Raw genomic sequence first — 16,205 nt, forward strand, 5'->3', positions numbered from 1 at the left:
ATTGATGCTGACCGTCATCAAAACCGCCGATCGTCAGGATGCTGACTGCAAGTGGTGGCTGACGATTAATACCTATCTTCGCCTCCGCGTTGAAAGTGTTAGCGTATTCCTCGCGTTTCTCTTTGAAACAAGAAAGTTCAGACTAGTCGTCAACCTGTTTATGGCACACAAAGCCCCCAATGCTGATGGGCAGTTAGCCCCTCAGGAGAGAGCACTATGCATCGAACGAAAATTTCCGCCGCAATTGCCATGATTTCCGCAGCCACACTCGCCACTTCGCTGGCCTACGGCGCGACCGCCATTCCATTGCCCGCCAGTGCGCCGGCTGACAAACCGATTGGCAAGCTCGAGCAGGTTCATGCCTTTTATGACGCGATGCCGACCGGGGTGACGGTGACTGAAACCGGGCGGATCTTCGTCAATTTCCCGCGTTGGGGTGACAAGGTGCCGTTTACCGTGGGCGAGATTCGTGACGGCAAAGTGGTTGCCTACCCTGATCTGGCGGTCAACAAGGAGAACCCCAAAGACCCCGGCGACGGGCTGATCAGCGTGCAGAGCGTGGTCGCCGACGGCAAGGGGCGTGTCTGGCTTCTGGACACGGCCGCACCGGGCTTTGCGTCCCCGCGTCGAGGCGGCGCCAAACTGGTTGCCGTGGACCTGGCCAGCAACCGAATCGTCAAGCGCCTGGTGTTTCCGGATAACGTCATATTGCCCGGCACCTATGTCAACGACATGCGCTTTGACTTTCGCAAGGGAGCGGAGGGGACGGTCTATGTAACGGACTCATCCTTGAGCGGGCCGGGTGCGATCATTGTCATGGACATTGCCAGCGGTCACGCCGTGCGGCGCTTGAACGGGGCGCAGTCAACATCTGTCGATCCGGCTTTCGTACCCGTCGTCGAGGGCGTGGCCGTGCTGGGCGATGGCCCGAACGGAACGCGCACACCGGTCGGCGTCGCCTCGGACGGCATTGCGTTGTCGTCAGACGGCAAGACACTGTATTTCTCGCCATTGTCCAGCCGCCATCTGTACTCCGTCGCCACCGAGCTGTTGAACGACAGCAAAGTCAGTGAGCAGCAGTTGGCAGCGGCGGTGCAGGACCTTGGTGAAAAAGGTGCTTCGGATGGATTGGAGGCCGATGCCAAAGGCGCGGTATACGCAGGCGACTACGAGCATAATTCGATTCGCAAACGCCTGCCGGATGGTACCTGGCAAACAGTGGCACACGATCCGCGCATGCTGTGGCCTGACACCCTGTCGATCGGCCCGGATGGCTACCTGTACTTCATCGTCAACCAGTTGCACCGCCAGGCCAACTTCAACGCCGGCCACGACAAGCGGGAAAAACCCTACAGCCTGCTGCGTTTGAAAATAGACGCTGCGCCCGCACCTACCCACTGATCGAATCGAATACCGGAGCATCGATAATGAACACACCTGCAAAGCCATTGGCCTTGATGGCAGTCCTGAAAGCCAGTGCCGGCAAAGAGTCGGCCCTGAAAACCGCATTATCGGCACTTGTGGAACCCACCCGGGCGGAGCCAGGCAATATCGAGTACACACTGTTCGAAGCGCGCGATGAGCGCGGCACGTTCTACATGCGTGAATGCTTCAAGGATCAGGCAGCGCTGGACGCCCATGTCGCCACGCCGCACTACCAACAGTTCGCGGCAGTCAGCGGCGAGTTGCTGGCAGAGCCGCCGCAGCTGATATTTCTCGATCAGGTATCGAGCTGAGTGTTCTGAAGGGCCCGGTCAGTCCGGGCCCTATTGAGCACCGCCGATATCTCAGAAAATATTGATCGGGTAACTGACGATAACCCGGTGCTCATCGGAATCACGCTGGCTGGCGAATTCGGTGCGCAGTTGCGCGTGGCGTAGCGCGACGCTGAGGTTCTTTGCCGGACCGGACTGCACCACATAACTCAGGGTGACGTTGCGCTCCCATTCCTTCTTGTCGCCGTCGGACGTCTGGATGTTCGAGCCGCTTTCATACATTGCCAGGAAGTTGAGACCCGGTACGCCCAGTCTGGCGAAGTCATAGCCGTAGCGAACCTGCCAGGTACGTTCTCCGGCGCGCTGGAATTTACCGATCATTGACTCGGTCATGAAGTAGGCAGTCGAGCCGTCACCCTGATTCAGCCAGACCGCATCGCTGTCACCGGTCACGGCCTGGTAACCCGCAGCGAAGGTGTGGCCATTGATCAGGTAGGTGAACTGGGCGCTGGAAAGGCGGCTGTCGACTTCACCCTTGGTGACGCCGTTGCCGTAATAACCCACTGTGTAGAACGCCGGGTCGTGACCGTTGGCGCCGTCCGAGCGGTTGTCGAAATGGCGCAGGTCGGTGCGCAGGGTGCCTGGACCCAGTTGCATGTCGTATTTCAGGCCCAGAAAGTTCTGCTTGTAGAAGTTTTCCAGGTTGCCGTAGTAGTACTGCAAGGTCAGGTCTTTGGTCGGTTTGTAATCGACGCCTGCATAGTAGAACGTGTTGACGAACTCGCCGGTCAGCGGGTTGTTTGCACCCGGAATCGACATGCCCATCTGATTGGTCGAACCACGGCCCATGACATGTTCCAGCTGGCCTGCGGTGAAGGTGAAGTCCTTCAGGTCGCCAGACTGAATCTGCCCGCCACGAAAAGTCTGTTGCAACATGCGGTCGGTGGACATCACCACCGGCAGCATCGGCACCAGCGTGCCGTATTTCAGTTCGGTCCTGGAGACGCGTGCCTTGAGCGTTGCCCCCAGGCTGCTGAATTCGTCGACCGCACGACCGTCGCTGTCTGTGGGGAAGATATTGCCGTTGAACGCCGTGCTTTGCGGGTTGTAGTGACGGCCTTTGCCCGAGTCCAGACGAATGCCCAACTGGCCGAGTGCATCGACACCGAAGCCCACTGTGCCTGGCGTATAGCCCGACTGGTAGTTGAGCATGAAGCCCTGGCCCCACTCCTGCGTGTAGTTCGGGTCGGCAGCGCCGCTGCGGTTGTCTGCGTTACTGAAGAAGTTGCGCGCAAGAATACTGGCCTTGCTGTCCTCCAGAAAACCTTCGGCGTAGCTCTGCTGAGCGATCAGCAGACCACAAAAGCCCGCAACGAAAGGGGCGGCGCGATTGATACGCTCCATCGGATTCATCCTCATGCTGTAATTAAGTGTTTTTTGAGAGGCAGAGTCAGGCGGCAGTCAGGTTTCTTGTTGTTTTTCAGGCGCAGGTGTTGCAAATGAATCCGTTGCAGGCGTTGTTGCACCGGGCACTCGATGAAGCTCGACGCGAGGCAGACGATGCAGAACCAGCAGCGCGAGCACGCCCAGCCCGGCGCACGTCAGCAGCCCCGTGCCCACCGCCTGGGCGAGGGCGGTGCGGGCTATCAGCAGCGCCGCATCGACATTGGCAGGCGTGTGCTGCAGCAGAACCTGAGGGTCAGCCAAACGCGGTAAGGCCGACGCCTGACCTGCTGCGTTCAGCGCACTTTGCAGGTTGGCGACATACAGCACGTTGACCAGCACGCCCATGGCCGCCGTACCCAGCAAACCGCCGACCAGTCGCAAGGACTGCGTCAGTGCCGTGGCAATACCGAGAAATTGCCGTTCGGCGAGCGTCTGGGTGAATACGGTCAGGTTGAGCAGAATGAAACCCAGCCCCAGCCCCGCCAGCAGAATGAGCCCCAGCAAGGTGCTGAACCCGGCATGCAGCCCGACCAGTGCCAGGGCAATGCAGGCGACTGACAAGGCCGCGAACCCGGCGACCGGCAGCCGGTTGGGGTTGGCCATGCGTGTGACGATCCGGCTGTTGACGATGGCGCCCAGCGTAATGCTCAGCGCCAGCGGGGTAAGCAGTAACCCTGCGTCTTTTGGCGAGTAGCCGTAGCTGCCCTGCAAGAGCAGCGGCAGATAAAAAAGAAGAGTGAACATGATGGCGCCGGCCAGCAGCGACATGATGAACAGCAGGCGGATGCTGCGGTTGGCGAACAGCCCGGCGGGCAGCAAGGCAAAGGCACAGCGGCGCTCCTGGAACCAGAGGCCGGCCATGGCCGCGAGGGTCACGGCGCCACAGGTCAGGCTGACGGACAGAGAACGCTGGCCCAGCCATTCGACGAACAATTGCAGGCTGCCAAGAGTCAGCACGATCAATAAAGCCCCGAGCCAGTCGAGCCGGATCGCACCGGCAGAATGGGCTCGATGCCCTTGCGGGCGATACCACGGCAGAAAGCGCCATGCAAAAAACAAGGCAACCACGCCCAGTGGCAGGTTCAACCAAAAAACCGAACGCCAGCCAAACTCGCCGGACAGATAACCGCCCAATCCTGGGCCGATGGCATTGACCACGCTGAACATGGCACTCAGCAACACCTGCCAGCGCAGCCGCTGGCGGGTGTCGGGAAACAGTTCGGGCACACAGGCAAAGGCGGTACCGATCAACATGCCGCCGCCCACGCCTTGCAAGGCTCGCCCGATCACCAGCACCAACATGCTGTCTGCCAGTGCGCAGAGCAGCGAGGCCAGCGTAAAGATGATTGTTGCGGCCAGCACGAACGGTTTGCGCCCGTAAAAATCGCCCAGCCGGCCAAAGATCGGGATGGTCACGATAGAGGCCAGCAGGTAGCCGGTGGCGACCCAGGCGTACAACTCGAAACCGTTGAGCTCGGCGACGATGCTTGGCAGTGCGTTGCCGATGACGGTCTGATCCAGCGCGGAAAGGCCCAGTACCAGTGATATGCCGAGCATGGCCAACAAGGCCTGTTTGAAGGTCAGGGCTGGATGGCTCGGCGTCGTCATGTCGAGGTGCTCAGCGCAACGCAGCGACAGCAGTCGCCATGCGCGCGCAGCCGTCTTCAAGGGTTTCCAGGGCAGTAGCCGTAGACATCCGGAAAAACGGTGCCAGGCCATAGGCGCTGCCTGCGACAACGGCCACGCCCTGACTTTCCAGCAGGTACAGCACCACGTCTGTATCGGCTTCCAGTACCGAACCTGACGGTGTGGTTTTGCCGATCAGTGCCCCGCAATTGACGTAGAGATAGAACGCGCCTTCGGGCTTGATGCAGCTCAGGCCGTCAATGGCGTTGATCAGCTCAAGGCAACGATCACGGCGCTGTTTGTAGACCTTGACGCTGTCGCTGACAAAAGACTGGTCGCCGTTAAAGGCAGCGACTGCGGCGGCCTGGCTCACCGAGCAGGCGTTGCTGGTGGACTGCGATTGCAGGGTCGCCATCGCCCTGATGATATCGTCGGGGCCTGCGGCGTAACCGATGCGCCAGCCGGTCATGGCGTAGGTCTTCGACACGCCGTTGATGATCAGCACGCGTTGGCGCAGCGCTGGCTCGACAGTGAGCAAGTGGCTGAGCGGAGCGTCGTCGTAGCGGATGTGCTCGTAGATATCATCGGTCATGACCAGCACGTGCGGGTAATCGAGCAGTACGTCGGCCAGCGCGCGCCATTCGGATGCGCTGTAGGTGGCACCGGTCGGGTTGCTCGGCGAGTTAAGCAGCAGCCAGCGGGTGCGCGGCGTGATCGCATTGCGCAGTTGCGTGGCAGTCAGCTTGAACTGATCTTCTTCCGGGCATGCCAGGGTCACAGGGCGACCGTCGCAGGCCAGAACCATGTCCGGGTATGACACCCAGTAAGGCGCGGGGATCAGCACCTCATCGTCGACACCCAATGTCGCCGCAAATGCATTGAAGATCGCGGCCTTGGCACCACTGGTGACCACGATCTGACCGGGCGCATAAGCAAGGCGGTTTTCACGCTGCAGCTTGGCGGCGATGGCCTCGCGCAGCGCTGTGGTGCCAGCGTTCAGCGTGTAGCGCGTTTCACCGTTCTCGATGGCGGCACAGGCGGCCTGACGAATGTGCGCCGGCGTGTCGAAGTCCGGCTCGCCAACCACCAGATTGATGATCGATTTGCCTGCGCGCCGCAGTTCATTGGCCCGATCGGCAGCAGCACTGCTTGGCGACGGTTTGATGCGGAGCACGCGGGCAGCGATGCGAGATGCGGTCACGTTGGCATTCCTCGTTGATGGCCTTGATGAGGAATACGTTACGAGCCAGCGAGGCGCTCGCCATAAGACGAGTTCGTTCTGGGTTGATAGGCAGCGCTTATGACCGCAGATGAACCAGCGTTGCACCAAAAACGGGCGGGCAATGGTTACGGGGAGATCAGCGCCTGGCAAACCCGATCAGCGGGGACTGACATAGCAATTGCTTATGTCTGATTTTCTTGAGCTGGCCTGGGTCTTGCTGAAGCCTCCTGATCGCGACTCTGGAGTGCACGACCTTGAACCTTCGCCGTTTGAAATATTTCGTGAAAATTGTCGATATCGGCAGCCTGACTCAGGCCGCCGATGTGCTGCACATCGCACAACCTGCGCTGAGCCAGCAGTTGGTGACGCTGGAGGCCGAGCTGCAGCAACAATTATTGATCCGCACCAAGCGCGGCGTCACCCCGACCGAGGCGGGCAAGGTGCTGTACGGGCATGCTCAGGTGATCCTGCGCCAGTGCGAGCAGGCGCAGAGTGACGTCAACGCCAGCGGTCTGGCGCTATCGGGGCCGGTGTCGGTAGGGCTGGCACCCGGCACTGCCGCTTCGACACTGTCGCTGCCATTGCTCAAACGCGTACGCGAGCGTCATCCGGGCATTCTGCTGTACCTCAATGAGAACTTTGGCACCACCCTCAGCGAGTTGATCATGAACGGGCGCATGGACATGGCCGTTCTCTATGGCGGGCGAGAGGTGCATGGCCTGAGTTTCGTGCCGTTGATACGCGAGCAACTGTACCTGGTGAGTGCCGAAGAGGCGCTCCAGGGCCGCGAGGAAATTCCGCTCAGCGAGCTGGCCGATATCGACCTGCTGTTGCCACGCACCTACAACACTGTCCGGCGTCTGGTGGACGAGGCATTTGTGCGTATCGAACGCAGTGCCCGGGTGGTCGCAGAAGTCGAATCTTCGACGACGCTGGCCGCAGCAGTGGCCGATCGATTCGGCTCGACCATTCTTCCCGAGTCTGCTGCACGGGTGCTGGCAGACACGCATGCGGTCAACCTGAGCCGCATTGTCGAACCCGAAATCGAAGCACCTCTCGCGCTGTGCCTTTCCGGGCACTTGCCGCTGTCGGTTCCGGCCCAGGCGGTCAAGGCGATCCTTCTGGAACTGGTCGCAGAGATGCGCGGCAACCGCCGTACGCAATGATCGCGACGTCATAAGGGGCGCTTATCACCCCACAGTCAAACCGTCTTGGCGGTCAAAAACCTGCCTCGTTACATTGCCCTCAGCCACATTTCATTTGCCAGGCAAGGGCTGTTGCATGAAACCGGAACGTATCAAAGCACTTATCGACCTGATGGCCGAATCGGACCTGAGCGAACTGAGCCTGTGTGAAGGCGACGCGCAGCTGCGTTTGCTGCGCGAGCCCGCTCAGGTCGCCAATCGCGTCAATCCGGCTGTTTCGACAGCGCAGACGACGCCCGCAGCGCACCCTGTTTCTGCGGCTCAGGCAAGTACGACGGCCGCCGTGCAACAGACACAGGCCTGCGCTTCGCTGTACGGGATGTTGCACCTGACACCGGCACCTGACCAGCCGCCTTTCGTCGAGATCGGCACGTCCGTCGAGGTGGGGCAGACCCTGGCCGTGGTCGAGGCCATGAAGATGTTTCATCCGGTGAAGGCCGAAGCGGCAGGTGTCGTGACTGCCATTCTGGTTGCCAATGGCGAAGAAGTTCAGGCCGGCCAGGCGCTGTTCAGCATTGCGTGATGGTTTTGAGCTGCCTTGTAGGCCGTTTTGCGGATTCACCGATCAGGGGTTTTTGATGTTCGATAAAGTGTTGATCGCCAATCGCGGCGAAATCGCCCTGCGCATACAGCGCGCCTGCAAGGGCCTGGGCCTGCGTACGGTCGCGGTGTATTCCGAAGCGGATCGCGATGCCGGTTATGTACAACAGGCAGACGAAGCGCTGTGCATCGGTCCTGCCGCCGCAGGGCAGAGTTATCTGAATCAGGCGGCCGTGCTCTATGCAGCGCAGTTGACCGGTGCTCAGGCGATCCATCCCGGCTATGGGTTTCTGTCTGAAAATGCCGCGTTCGCCGAACGCATCGAGCAGGCTGGCCTGACCTTCATCGGCCCAAGCGCTGCGTGCATTCGGGTCATGGGCGACAAGGTCGCAGCCAAGCGGGCGATGCGCGAGGCCGGCGTGCCGTGCGTACCCGGTCCGGACACCAGCATGCCCGACGACTCGCAGAGCATCGTGCAAATCGCTCGCGATATCGGTTACCCGGTCATCGTCAAGGCCGCAGGCGGCGGCGGAGGGCGGGGTATGCGCGTGGTTCAGGAAGAGTCTCAGTTGCTCGATGCCATTGCGCTGACCCGCGAAGAAGCCCGGCACGCCTTCGGCAATCCCGAGTTGTATATCGAGAAGTTTCTGGGTCAGCCGCGCCATGTCGAGATTCAGGTGTTATGCGATGCCTACGGCAATGCCGTCTGGCTCGGCTCGCGGGACTGCTCGATGCAGCGCCGCCACCAGAAGGTCCTTGAGGAGGCGCCTGCACCCGGCATCGACGCAGCATTGATGGCCAGAGTAGGCGAGCGTTGCGCGCAGGCCTGCCGCCAGATGGGCTATCAGGGCGTCGGCACGTTCGAATTCCTCTTCGAAAAGGACGAGTTCTATTTCATCGAGATGAACACCCGCCTGCAGGTCGAGCACCCGGTAACGGAAATGACCTCCGACATCGATATTGTCCAGCAGCAGATCCGCATGGCGATGGGCGAGCGCCTGAGTTTCAGTCAGGCCGACGTACGCGTTTCGGGCCATTCGCTGGAGTGCCGGATCAACGCCGAGGACCCGCGCAGCTTCATGCCGACGCCGGGGTTGGTCACTCGCTGGCAGATCCCCGGTGGTTTCGGCGTGCGGGTCGATTCGCATGTCAGCCACGGCTATCGCGTCCCGCCTTATTACGATTCGATGGTGGCCAAGGTCATCACCCATGGCGCCAGTCGCGATGAGGCGTTGGCACGCATGCGTCTGGCACTGAGCGAAATGCACGTCGAGGGTATCTCTACCAACATCGCGCTGCATCGCGACATTCTGCAGGACCCGGTGTTCTGCAAGGGTGGCATGGACATTCATCACCTGGAGCGCTGGTTGCAGACAAGGAGCCAACCATGAGTCTCGTGCAGGCGCCGAATGCGCCAAGAATCACCTTGCTGGGAACCACCGCGTTGCTGTTCGAAGCACCCGGCGAGCTCGACCTGGCACCGCAGCAACGTATATGGGCACTGGCCCGGCTGAGCAAGGACTGGCCGCAGGTACGCGAGGCGGTGCCGGGGATGAACAACCTGATGCTGACCTTCGCAGCGCCACCGCGGGACCTGGCCGGTCTGAAAAACCGTTTGCTGGAGACCTGGGAGCAGTGCCAGCCGCTGCCGTTGCAAGGCCGGATCATTGAATTGCCGGTGGTGTACGGCGGTGATGGCGGCCCGCACATGGCTGATGTCGTCGCCCACACCGGGCTGGATATCGAAACCGTCGCCAATCTGCACTGCGAGCCGCTGTACCCGGTGTACGCCTTGGGCAGCCATCCGGGTTATTGCTACCTGGGCGGTATGGACCAGCGCCTGGCGACGCCGCGGCGTAAGGTGCCGGTACTCGATATCGGTGCCGGGTCGGTCTCCATCGGTGGCGTTCAGACAGGTATTTCCGCCTCGGCCGGCCCCAGTGGCTGGAACACCATAGGACGCACGGAGATGGTGTTTTTCGATGCGGGTCAGCACCCTCCGGCGCTGTTGCAACCCGGCGATCAACTGCGCTTGCGTATCGAGAGGATTATCCGATGATCGAAGTTATCAGCGCTACGGCACTGGCGACCGTTCAGGATCTTGGGCGACACGGCAGCCTGGGTTACGGCGTCGGCACCTCTGGCGCGATGGACACGCTGTCACTGCGGCTCGGCAACCTGTTACTGGGCAACGATGAAGACGCCGCAGGTATTGAAATTCCGCTGTTCCCGTTCGAAGTGCGCTTTGTCGATGACTGCACCTTTGCGATCACCGGCGCCGCCTGCGCTGCGTCGCTCGATGGTGAGCGGCTGCCGGGTAATTGGGTTGCCCAGGCACGCAAGAATCAGGTGTTGCGGCTCAATTACCCGACAATGGGCAGCCGCGTGTATCTGTGCCTGGCCGGTGGCGTCGATGTGCCGTTGGTACTGGGCTCGCGCAGTACGCAATTGCGTGGGGCTTTTGGGGGCTGGCAGGGCCGTGCGTTGCAGCAGGGCGATGTGATTCCTGCGGGCGCTGCCAATGAACCGCGCGCCAGTGATTTCGGTGTGCAATCGTCCGTGGCGGCCTTGCCGTTGATGCTCGACGGGTTGCCCGCCATCCGGGTGCTGCCGGCTGCCGAATTCGACTGTTTCAGCGCCGAGGCGCAAGCAACGTTTTTTGCCGGTGAGTGGAAAATCACCACGCAGAGCAACCGTTACGGCTACCGCATGGAAGGCACACCCTTGCTTGCGCGCGAGGCGTTGGAAATCCGCTCTCATGGCATCGTGCCTGGCGTGATTCAGGTGCCCCACGGCGGTCAGCCGATCGTGCAGATGCGTGATGCCCAGCCCAGTGGCGGTTATCCCAAGTTTGCCACGGTCATTGAAGCCGACCTGTGGCGCCTTGGGCAGGCGCCGATCGGCAGCAAGGTGCGTTTTGTGCAGTGCAGTTACGACGAGGCGGTCGAGGCGCTGGACACCAATCACGCTTTCATCGAAGACACCCGGCGCATGCTCGCGCTGCGCAGCCTGCAAGGACATCGCGGATGAACATCAAAGAGATTCGCCAGCTGGCAGCATGGATTCGGGACGCCGGGCTTACTGTACTGGAACTGAAACGCCCGGGATTCGAGCTGTTGATCCGCCGTGGCGAGCCTGTGCAGGCCTGTGCTGCGCCTTCTGCGCCACAAGTTGCCGCTGAACAGTCTGCGCTGACTGCGCATGTGGTGAGTGCCGATAACCCCGGCGTATTTGTGTCGAGTCATCCCGATGAACGCGACAGCTACGTGAAACCCGGCGATGCAGTGGCAGCAGGGCAGTTGCTTGGGCTGTTGCGTATCGGCCTGTTGTATCTACCGGTGCGCAGTCATCAGGCAGGGCGCGTACTGCGCTTCCTGGCCTCCGAAAACGAGCGCGTCGGTTATGGCCAGCCGCTGGTCGAACTGGAGGAACATGAGCATGCGCATTGACCTGAATGCTGATCTGGGCGAGGGCTTCGGGCCCTGGACCATGGGCGAGGACGAGGCGTTGATGTCATTGATCTCCTCGGCCAACGTCGCCTGCGGCTTTCATGCCGGAGACCCGTTGATCATGGACAGCACGGTGCGCCGCGCCAAGGCGCTGGGCATCGATCTCGGTGCGCATGTCGGCTTCCCTGATCTGCAGGGGTTCGGCCGCCGCAGGATGAACATCGAACTCAAGGAGTTGTGCGCCATCGTGGTGTATCAACTCGGCGCTCTGGCGGGCCTTGCAGCCGCTGCCGGTTACCGCGTCACGCACATGAGTTTTCACGGCGCGCTGGGCAATATGGCCGCAGCCGATGCCGAACTGGCCGGGCCTCTGGTAAGGGCCGTCGCAGCGTTTGACCCGCAATTGATCATCAGCTCATCCAGCAGCGCGGCCATCGAGAGCGCCGCCGAGGCGTGCAATCTGAGGGTGGCGACGACCTTTCTGGCTGACCGCGCCTATGACGAAAACTGCCTGCTGGTGCCACGTGGCATTGCCGGTGCGGTGGTCAAGGACCCGGAGCAGGTCCGAGCCAGGGTTGCGCAACTGCTGCAGGACGGCACGGTCACGACCCTGAGCGGCAAGCGTGTGGCGGTCAACGCGCAGTCGATTCTGTTGCATGGCGACACGCCGGGGGCGGTGGAGCTGGCGCGCAGCATTCGCCTGAGTATCGAAGAGCAGGGCGGTGTCATCACCCCGGTTTCACAGTTGCTCGGGTCATAAGCGCAGCTTATCGCCACACAACCATTGTGTCTTGGTCGCTGCTCGTGACGCTCGTTAAAGTCCAGTACAAGGCGATCAGCATTAACAGCCAAGCGGCTGATCGACGCTTATTCAAGGAAACCCTGACATGCCTTTTTCCGATTACAAAACCGCGCTGGTCACCGGCGCTTCTTCCGGCATTGGCGAGGCCGTCGTCGAGCGGCTGTGTGCCGAAGGTCTGCAGGTTCATGCGCTGGCGCGCAGTGCCGACAAGCTGGCGGCATTGGCGCAGCGCACCGGTTGTATCGCGCACGCTATCGACGTGACGGATCTGGCTGGCCTGACGGCCCTGTTTCAGGCCCATCATTTCGATGTCGTGGTCAATAATGCCGGCGTCGACCGGCCCGGCTCGCTGCTCAAGGCGGATGCCGAAGGGATCGATCTGCTGGTCGATGTGAACCTGCGCGCGGTATTGCAGATCGCCAGGCTCTCGTTGCCAGGGATGGTCGAGCGTGATTGCGGGCACATCATCAACATCAGCTCGATCGCTGCCGCGTACAACTTCGGTGGCAACTCGACGTACCACGCGACCAAGGCGGCGGTGAGCATGCTGTCCCGGCAGTTGCGCATCGATGCCTTCGGCAAGCGCGTGCGGGTTACCGAAATCTGTCCGGGGCGCGTGGCGACGGATATCTTCGCCCACGTGCATGGCGACTCCGAGGAAGTGCGCAAGCGTTTCATCGAGGGCTATGAGCTGCCGGTGGCCAAGGACATTGCCGATGCGATCGCCTATGTGATTGCCGCGCCCATCGCAGTCAACATCGGCCATATGGAGATCACCCCGACGCTGCAGGTCCCCGGCGGGCTGTCGACTGCGCGCCCGCAGGACTACGAAGGCTGAGGCTGCGTCTTCGAGGGCTGTACCCATCACGAGAGCGGCACCAGCCGCCATGCAATACCCGCGCCAGACTCACTGGCGCCTTGCTTCTGCCCTGGCTGAATGTCTATGGGAACAACCATGACGAGTAAATTCGATCTTTCAGCGATCCTGCAGGGCGAATACGCCGAGCTGATCGTCAAGGGCATAGAAACGACCCTGCAACTGGCCTTGGTTGCCTGGTGTCTGGCCATGGCGGTGGCCCTGCTGCTGGTGTCGATTCGCCTGACCGGCAACAAGTACGCCGAGCGCCTGGTGGCGGGCTATGTGTCCTACCACCGCAATGTCCCGACGCTGGTGCAGCTGATGCTCTGGTATTTCGGTATTCCGACGTTGCTGTCCGAAAGCACGCAGATCTGGCTGGCCAACTACAGCACCGAATATCTGTTCTCGGTCATCGCCCTGGGGCTTTGCCAGGCGGCGTACTTCAGTGAAGACATCCGCAGCGGGTTGCGCGCGATTCCGGCCGGGCAAGTCGAGGCGTCGCGTGCCCTGGGCCTGGGCTATGTGCGTTCGATGCGCTACGTGATCCTGCCGCAAGGGGTTCGCAACTGTTTGCCGTCGTTGATCAATCACACGGTCCTGTTGTTCAAGAACACCAGTCTGGTCATGGCCATCGGCGTGGTGGAGCTGACTTATGCCACCCGCGAGGTCGAGAACTACACCTTCCGCACCTTCGAAGCGTATCTGGTGGCAACCGTGGTCTACCTGGCCATTTCACTGATGCTGATGGGCCTGGGCGCGTTGCTGGCCCGGCAGTTCAGCAAAGCCATGGCGAGGTAGGCGGCGATGTTCGATGTCTTCACGATTGTTCGCGATAACTGGACCTTGCTGCTGGTCGGTCAATACCCCCATGGCCCGATGGGCGGCCTGATCTCGACGCTGATGCTGGCGGCGCTGGCACTCTTGCTGGCCTTTCCCCTGGGGCTGCTGTTGTCGCTGGCGCGGGTTTCACCGTGGCGCTGGTTGCGCTACCCGGCGACGGTCTGGGTCTATGTGATGCGCGGCATTCCGCTGCTGATGGTGATTTTCTGGACCTACTTTCTGGTCCCCTTGCTGATCGGCCATAACATCACCGGTTTCACCACAATGCTCTGCACGCTGGTGGTCTATCAGAGCGCCTACCTGTGCGAAATCATCCGCGGCGCTATTCAGGCGCTGCCCACCGGTCAGTACGAAGCCTCCCGCGCACTGGGCATGGGCTACCTGCGCACCACGGTCTGGGTGATCCTGCCGCAGGCGCTGTACAACGCCTTGCCGAGTCTGATCAGCCAGTTCATTTCGATCATCAAGGAAACGTCGCTGGGCTACGTGATCAACGTCCAGGAAGTGACCTTTGCCGCCAATCAGATCAATAACCAGCTGCTGACCAAGCCGTTTCAGGTGTTCTTCATCCTGGCGATCACTTACTACGTGCTGTGCTACGGCCTGACCCGTCTCGCCGCTGTGGTGGAGCAGCGGATTGCCCGCAAACGTGAAGGCGATGTATCGCCTGTGCCCATTCCCCGGCCTTTGACTACCGATAATTGAGGGTTGCCCAATGCATCCGATGATCATGTTTTCCAGGATCAATAAATGGTATGGCGAGTACCAGGCCCTGACCGATATCACCGCTGAGGTGCAGCGCGGCGAAGTGGTGGTGCTGTGCGGGCCTTCAGGCTCGGGCAAGTCGACGCTGATTCGCACCGTCAATCGTCTTGAGGACGTGCAGCAAGGCCAGATCCTGTTTGATGGCCGTGACGTGAACGGCACCGACGCCAACGTCAATCGGCTGCGCAGCCGCGTGGGTTTCGTGTTCCAGAGTTTCAATCTGTTTCCGCACCTGTCGGTGCTCGACAACATCATCCTGACCCCGACCAAGGTCCGCGGCCTGAAGAGCAGCGAAGCGCGCGCCCGCGCCATGGAGTTGCTGGATCGGGTAGGGCTGGCACACAAGGCCGGTGCCTACCCCGCACAGTTGTCCGGTGGCCAGCAGCAGCGGGTGGCGATTGCCCGCGCGCTTGCGATGGAGCCGCCCGTCATGCTGTTTGACGAGCCCACCAGCGCACTTGACCCGGAAATGGTCGGCGAGGTGCTCGGCGTCATGAAAGGCCTGGCCAAAGAGGGCATGACCATGATGTGCGTCACCCACGAGATGAATTTTGCCCGGGAAGTGGCCGACACCATCTGGTTCATGGATGCGGGGCAGATCCTCGAAAAATCCAGCCCTGAGGTGTTCTTTCAGCAACCGAGCCATCCGCGTGCCCAGCGCTTCATTGCCGACCTGCGCAGCCACTGAGCGCAGGCACTGATTTCAGCGAATCACTCAATTCATTTCCAGGAGTCTCACCATGCGTATCAAGTCTGTATTGGCTGCACTGGCGTTGTCGCCGTTGGCTGTTTCAGCGGTCCATGCCGATCAGCTCAGCGATGTGATGAGCAAGAAAAGTCTGAGCTGTGGCGTGTACGCCGACGTTCCGCCGTTCTCGGCACCGGACCCTCAAACCCGCGAACTGGTGGGCATGGACGTCGATCTTTGCAAAGCCCTGGCCAAACACATGGGCGTGGAGCTGGAACTCAAGCCGCTGTCGGTCGAAGCACGGATCCCGGAAGTCAAAATGGGCCGCGTGGATGTGATTTTCGCTAACCTGGCTTACACCAAGAGCCGTGCCGAGCAGATCCAGTTCAGCGACCCTTACTACATCGCCAAGGAAACACTGGTAGTCCGTGCGGCGAATGCCGATCAGCCGAAATCGTTCTTCAAGGGCAAACGCATCAGTTCGACCAAAGGCTCTACGTCCGAGCAGTCGATCCGCCTGGCTGACGCAACGCCAGTCACCTTCCAGGACACCGGCTCTGCCTACATGGCGCTGCAACAGAACAAGGTGGTGGGCCTGGTGACCAACACCATGACTGCGATCAAGCTGGTCGGGCAGGCCAAGGCCGGCGGCGTGGAATTGGCAATCGCCAAAGAACCGATGGCGCTTGAACCCATTGGTGCCGGCATGCGCCAGGGCGAACCGGCCTTTCTGGCGAAGGTCAACGAATCACTGCGCGCAATGGAAGCCGCAGGCGAGATCGACGCAATCTGGGCGCACTGGATTGGCCCGAATACCGAATACAAGATGGTTCGCGAAGACAAGGTGCAAAGCCTCAGCGAATTGAAGTTTGATCCGTTGCCTTGATCAATGGCATGACGCCGACCAAAAGGTCGGCTTCATGCAAGACCACACGATGGATTCCCGCCGCAACGGCACCATCGCGCCTTGATCAGATCTTGATATTTCCTTGATGGTTTATTGAAAGCCGAGGTTCAGAGTTCGACCGACAGTATCAATCGTCGGCAT

General features: G+C 60.9%; 18 protein-coding genes. 15 read left to right on the plus strand and 3 right to left on the minus strand.

The annotated features are described in order from the left end of the window. The first annotated feature begins 4 nt into the window (after positions 1 to 4). Genes JOE29_RS11155 through JOE29_RS11165 form a run of 3 tightly spaced genes read left to right on the plus strand, consistent with a single transcriptional unit; the run spans position 5 to position 1,736 of the window. Positions 5 to 253: a hypothetical protein gene (locus JOE29_RS11155; RefSeq protein ID WP_152625583.1), complete on the plus strand. Its 249-nt coding sequence runs from the start codon at positions 5 to 7 to the stop codon at positions 251 to 253. Further along, positions 217 to 1,401: an L-dopachrome tautomerase-related protein gene (locus tag JOE29_RS11160; protein WP_044313104.1), complete on the plus strand. Its 1,185-nt coding sequence runs from the start codon at positions 217 to 219 to the stop codon at positions 1,399 to 1,401. The genes JOE29_RS11155 and JOE29_RS11160 overlap by 37 nt, the downstream gene beginning before the upstream one ends. Before the next feature lie 26 nt (positions 1,402 to 1,427). After that, positions 1,428 to 1,736: a putative quinol monooxygenase gene (locus tag JOE29_RS11165; protein WP_003344909.1), complete on the plus strand. Its 309-nt coding sequence runs from the start codon at positions 1,428 to 1,430 to the stop codon at positions 1,734 to 1,736. A 51-nt stretch (positions 1,737 to 1,787) separates the two neighbouring features. Here JOE29_RS11165 and JOE29_RS11170 read toward each other — a convergent pair whose 3' ends face one another. Genes JOE29_RS11170 through JOE29_RS11180 form a run of 3 tightly spaced genes read right to left on the minus strand, consistent with a single transcriptional unit; the run spans position 1,788 to position 5,988 of the window. Next, entirely contained in the window at positions 1,788 to 3,119 is a 1,332-nt protein-coding gene (locus JOE29_RS11170; protein WP_024665394.1) for an OprD family porin, read from the minus strand. Positions 3,120 to 3,176: 57 nt separating this feature from the next. After that, positions 3,177 to 4,769, minus strand: a complete 1,593-nt coding sequence (locus JOE29_RS11175; RefSeq protein WP_210079502.1) for an MFS transporter — start codon at positions 4,767 to 4,769, stop codon at positions 3,177 to 3,179. 10 nt (positions 4,770 to 4,779) lie between these two features. Then, positions 4,780 to 5,988, minus strand: a complete 1,209-nt coding sequence (locus tag JOE29_RS11180; protein ID WP_210079503.1) for an aspartate transaminase — start codon at positions 5,986 to 5,988, stop codon at positions 4,780 to 4,782. A 275-nt stretch (positions 5,989 to 6,263) separates the two neighbouring features. Between JOE29_RS11180 and nac the strand changes: the two genes are divergently transcribed. From nac to JOE29_RS11240, 12 genes are all read left to right on the plus strand, one after another. After that, positions 6,264 to 7,175: a nitrogen assimilation transcriptional regulator NAC gene (gene nac, locus JOE29_RS11185; protein ID WP_003394172.1), complete on the plus strand. Its 912-nt coding sequence runs from the start codon at positions 6,264 to 6,266 to the stop codon at positions 7,173 to 7,175. A gap of 115 nt (positions 7,176 to 7,290) precedes the next feature. Next, the gene (locus JOE29_RS11190) at positions 7,291 to 7,737 is read left to right on the plus strand and encodes an acetyl-CoA carboxylase biotin carboxyl carrier protein subunit (protein ID WP_122219998.1); all 447 of its coding nucleotides are present in this window, start codon (positions 7,291 to 7,293) and stop codon (positions 7,735 to 7,737) included. 55 nt (positions 7,738 to 7,792) lie between these two features. After that, positions 7,793 to 9,145, plus strand: a complete 1,353-nt coding sequence (accC, locus tag JOE29_RS11195) for an acetyl-CoA carboxylase biotin carboxylase subunit (RefSeq protein ID WP_210079504.1) — start codon at positions 7,793 to 7,795, stop codon at positions 9,143 to 9,145. Further along, on the plus strand, positions 9,142 to 9,813 hold the full coding sequence (gene pxpB, locus JOE29_RS11200; RefSeq protein ID WP_210079505.1) for a 5-oxoprolinase subunit PxpB: 672 nt from the start codon (positions 9,142 to 9,144) through the stop codon (positions 9,811 to 9,813). Before accC ends, pxpB begins: the two co-directional genes overlap by 4 nt. Then, the gene (locus tag JOE29_RS11205) at positions 9,810 to 10,784 is read left to right on the plus strand and encodes a biotin-dependent carboxyltransferase family protein (protein WP_058444208.1); all 975 of its coding nucleotides are present in this window, start codon (positions 9,810 to 9,812) and stop codon (positions 10,782 to 10,784) included. Before pxpB ends, JOE29_RS11205 begins: the two co-directional genes overlap by 4 nt. After that, positions 10,781 to 11,203: a biotin/lipoyl-containing protein gene (locus tag JOE29_RS11210; RefSeq protein ID WP_210079506.1), complete on the plus strand. Its 423-nt coding sequence runs from the start codon at positions 10,781 to 10,783 to the stop codon at positions 11,201 to 11,203. The genes JOE29_RS11205 and JOE29_RS11210 overlap by 4 nt, the downstream gene beginning before the upstream one ends. Then, positions 11,193 to 11,963 carry a 5-oxoprolinase subunit PxpA gene (locus JOE29_RS11215; RefSeq protein ID WP_058444212.1) on the plus strand — a complete coding sequence of 257 codons (771 nt, stop codon included), beginning with the start codon at positions 11,193 to 11,195 and terminating at the stop codon, positions 11,961 to 11,963. The genes JOE29_RS11210 and JOE29_RS11215 overlap by 11 nt, the downstream gene beginning before the upstream one ends. Before the next feature lie 127 nt (positions 11,964 to 12,090). After that, entirely contained in the window at positions 12,091 to 12,843 is a 753-nt protein-coding gene (locus JOE29_RS11220; protein WP_003370854.1) for an SDR family oxidoreductase, read from the plus strand. A 117-nt stretch (positions 12,844 to 12,960) separates the two neighbouring features. After that, positions 12,961 to 13,662 (plus strand): amino acid ABC transporter permease, encoded by a 702-nt coding sequence (locus JOE29_RS11225; RefSeq protein ID WP_044313112.1) that lies wholly within the window; start codon positions 12,961 to 12,963, stop codon positions 13,660 to 13,662. Positions 13,663 to 13,668: 6 nt separating this feature from the next. Next, positions 13,669 to 14,409 carry an amino acid ABC transporter permease gene (locus tag JOE29_RS11230; protein ID WP_003410639.1) on the plus strand — a complete coding sequence of 247 codons (741 nt, stop codon included), beginning with the start codon at positions 13,669 to 13,671 and terminating at the stop codon, positions 14,407 to 14,409. 19 nt (positions 14,410 to 14,428) lie between these two features. After that, positions 14,429 to 15,157 (plus strand): amino acid ABC transporter ATP-binding protein, encoded by a 729-nt coding sequence (locus tag JOE29_RS11235; RefSeq protein ID WP_170963801.1) that lies wholly within the window; start codon positions 14,429 to 14,431, stop codon positions 15,155 to 15,157. Positions 15,158 to 15,209: 52 nt separating this feature from the next. Continuing rightward, the gene (locus tag JOE29_RS11240; protein WP_003416820.1) at positions 15,210 to 16,043 is read left to right on the plus strand and encodes an ABC transporter substrate-binding protein; all 834 of its coding nucleotides are present in this window, start codon (positions 15,210 to 15,212) and stop codon (positions 16,041 to 16,043) included. Positions 16,044 to 16,205: the final 162 nt, after the last annotated feature.

This window comes from Pseudomonas sp. PvP009, assembly GCF_017832995.1.
GTDB lineage: Bacteria > Pseudomonadota > Gammaproteobacteria > Pseudomonadales > Pseudomonadaceae > Aquipseudomonas > Aquipseudomonas syringae.

Coding starts and splice junctions, on each gene's coding strand:
- JOE29_RS11240 (WP_003416820.1), top strand. CDS start 15,210: ATGCGTATCAAGTCTGTATTGGCTGCACTGGCGTTGTCGCCGTTGGCT.
- JOE29_RS11220 (WP_003370854.1), top strand. CDS start 12,091: ATGCCTTTTTCCGATTACAAAACCGCGCTGGTCACCGGCGCTTCTTCC.
- JOE29_RS11175 (WP_210079502.1), bottom strand. CDS start 4,769: ATGACGACGCCGAGCCATCCAGCCCTGACCTTCAAACAGGCCTTGTTG.
- pxpB (WP_210079505.1), top strand. CDS start 9,142: ATGAGTCTCGTGCAGGCGCCGAATGCGCCAAGAATCACCTTGCTGGGA.
- JOE29_RS11165 (WP_003344909.1), top strand. CDS start 1,428: ATGAACACACCTGCAAAGCCATTGGCCTTGATGGCAGTCCTGAAAGCC.
- JOE29_RS11215 (WP_058444212.1), top strand. CDS start 11,193: ATGCGCATTGACCTGAATGCTGATCTGGGCGAGGGCTTCGGGCCCTGG.
- JOE29_RS11160 (WP_044313104.1), top strand. CDS start 217: ATGCATCGAACGAAAATTTCCGCCGCAATTGCCATGATTTCCGCAGCC.
- JOE29_RS11190 (WP_122219998.1), top strand. CDS start 7,291: ATGAAACCGGAACGTATCAAAGCACTTATCGACCTGATGGCCGAATCG.
- JOE29_RS11210 (WP_210079506.1), top strand. CDS start 10,781: ATGAACATCAAAGAGATTCGCCAGCTGGCAGCATGGATTCGGGACGCC.
- JOE29_RS11225 (WP_044313112.1), top strand. CDS start 12,961: ATGACGAGTAAATTCGATCTTTCAGCGATCCTGCAGGGCGAATACGCC.
- JOE29_RS11235 (WP_170963801.1), top strand. CDS start 14,429: ATGATCATGTTTTCCAGGATCAATAAATGGTATGGCGAGTACCAGGCC.
- JOE29_RS11205 (WP_058444208.1), top strand. CDS start 9,810: ATGATCGAAGTTATCAGCGCTACGGCACTGGCGACCGTTCAGGATCTT.
- JOE29_RS11170 (WP_024665394.1), bottom strand. CDS start 3,119: ATGGAGCGTATCAATCGCGCCGCCCCTTTCGTTGCGGGCTTTTGTGGT.
- accC (WP_210079504.1), top strand. CDS start 7,793: ATGTTCGATAAAGTGTTGATCGCCAATCGCGGCGAAATCGCCCTGCGC.
- JOE29_RS11230 (WP_003410639.1), top strand. CDS start 13,669: ATGTTCGATGTCTTCACGATTGTTCGCGATAACTGGACCTTGCTGCTG.
- JOE29_RS11155 (WP_152625583.1), top strand. CDS start 5: ATGCTGACCGTCATCAAAACCGCCGATCGTCAGGATGCTGACTGCAAG.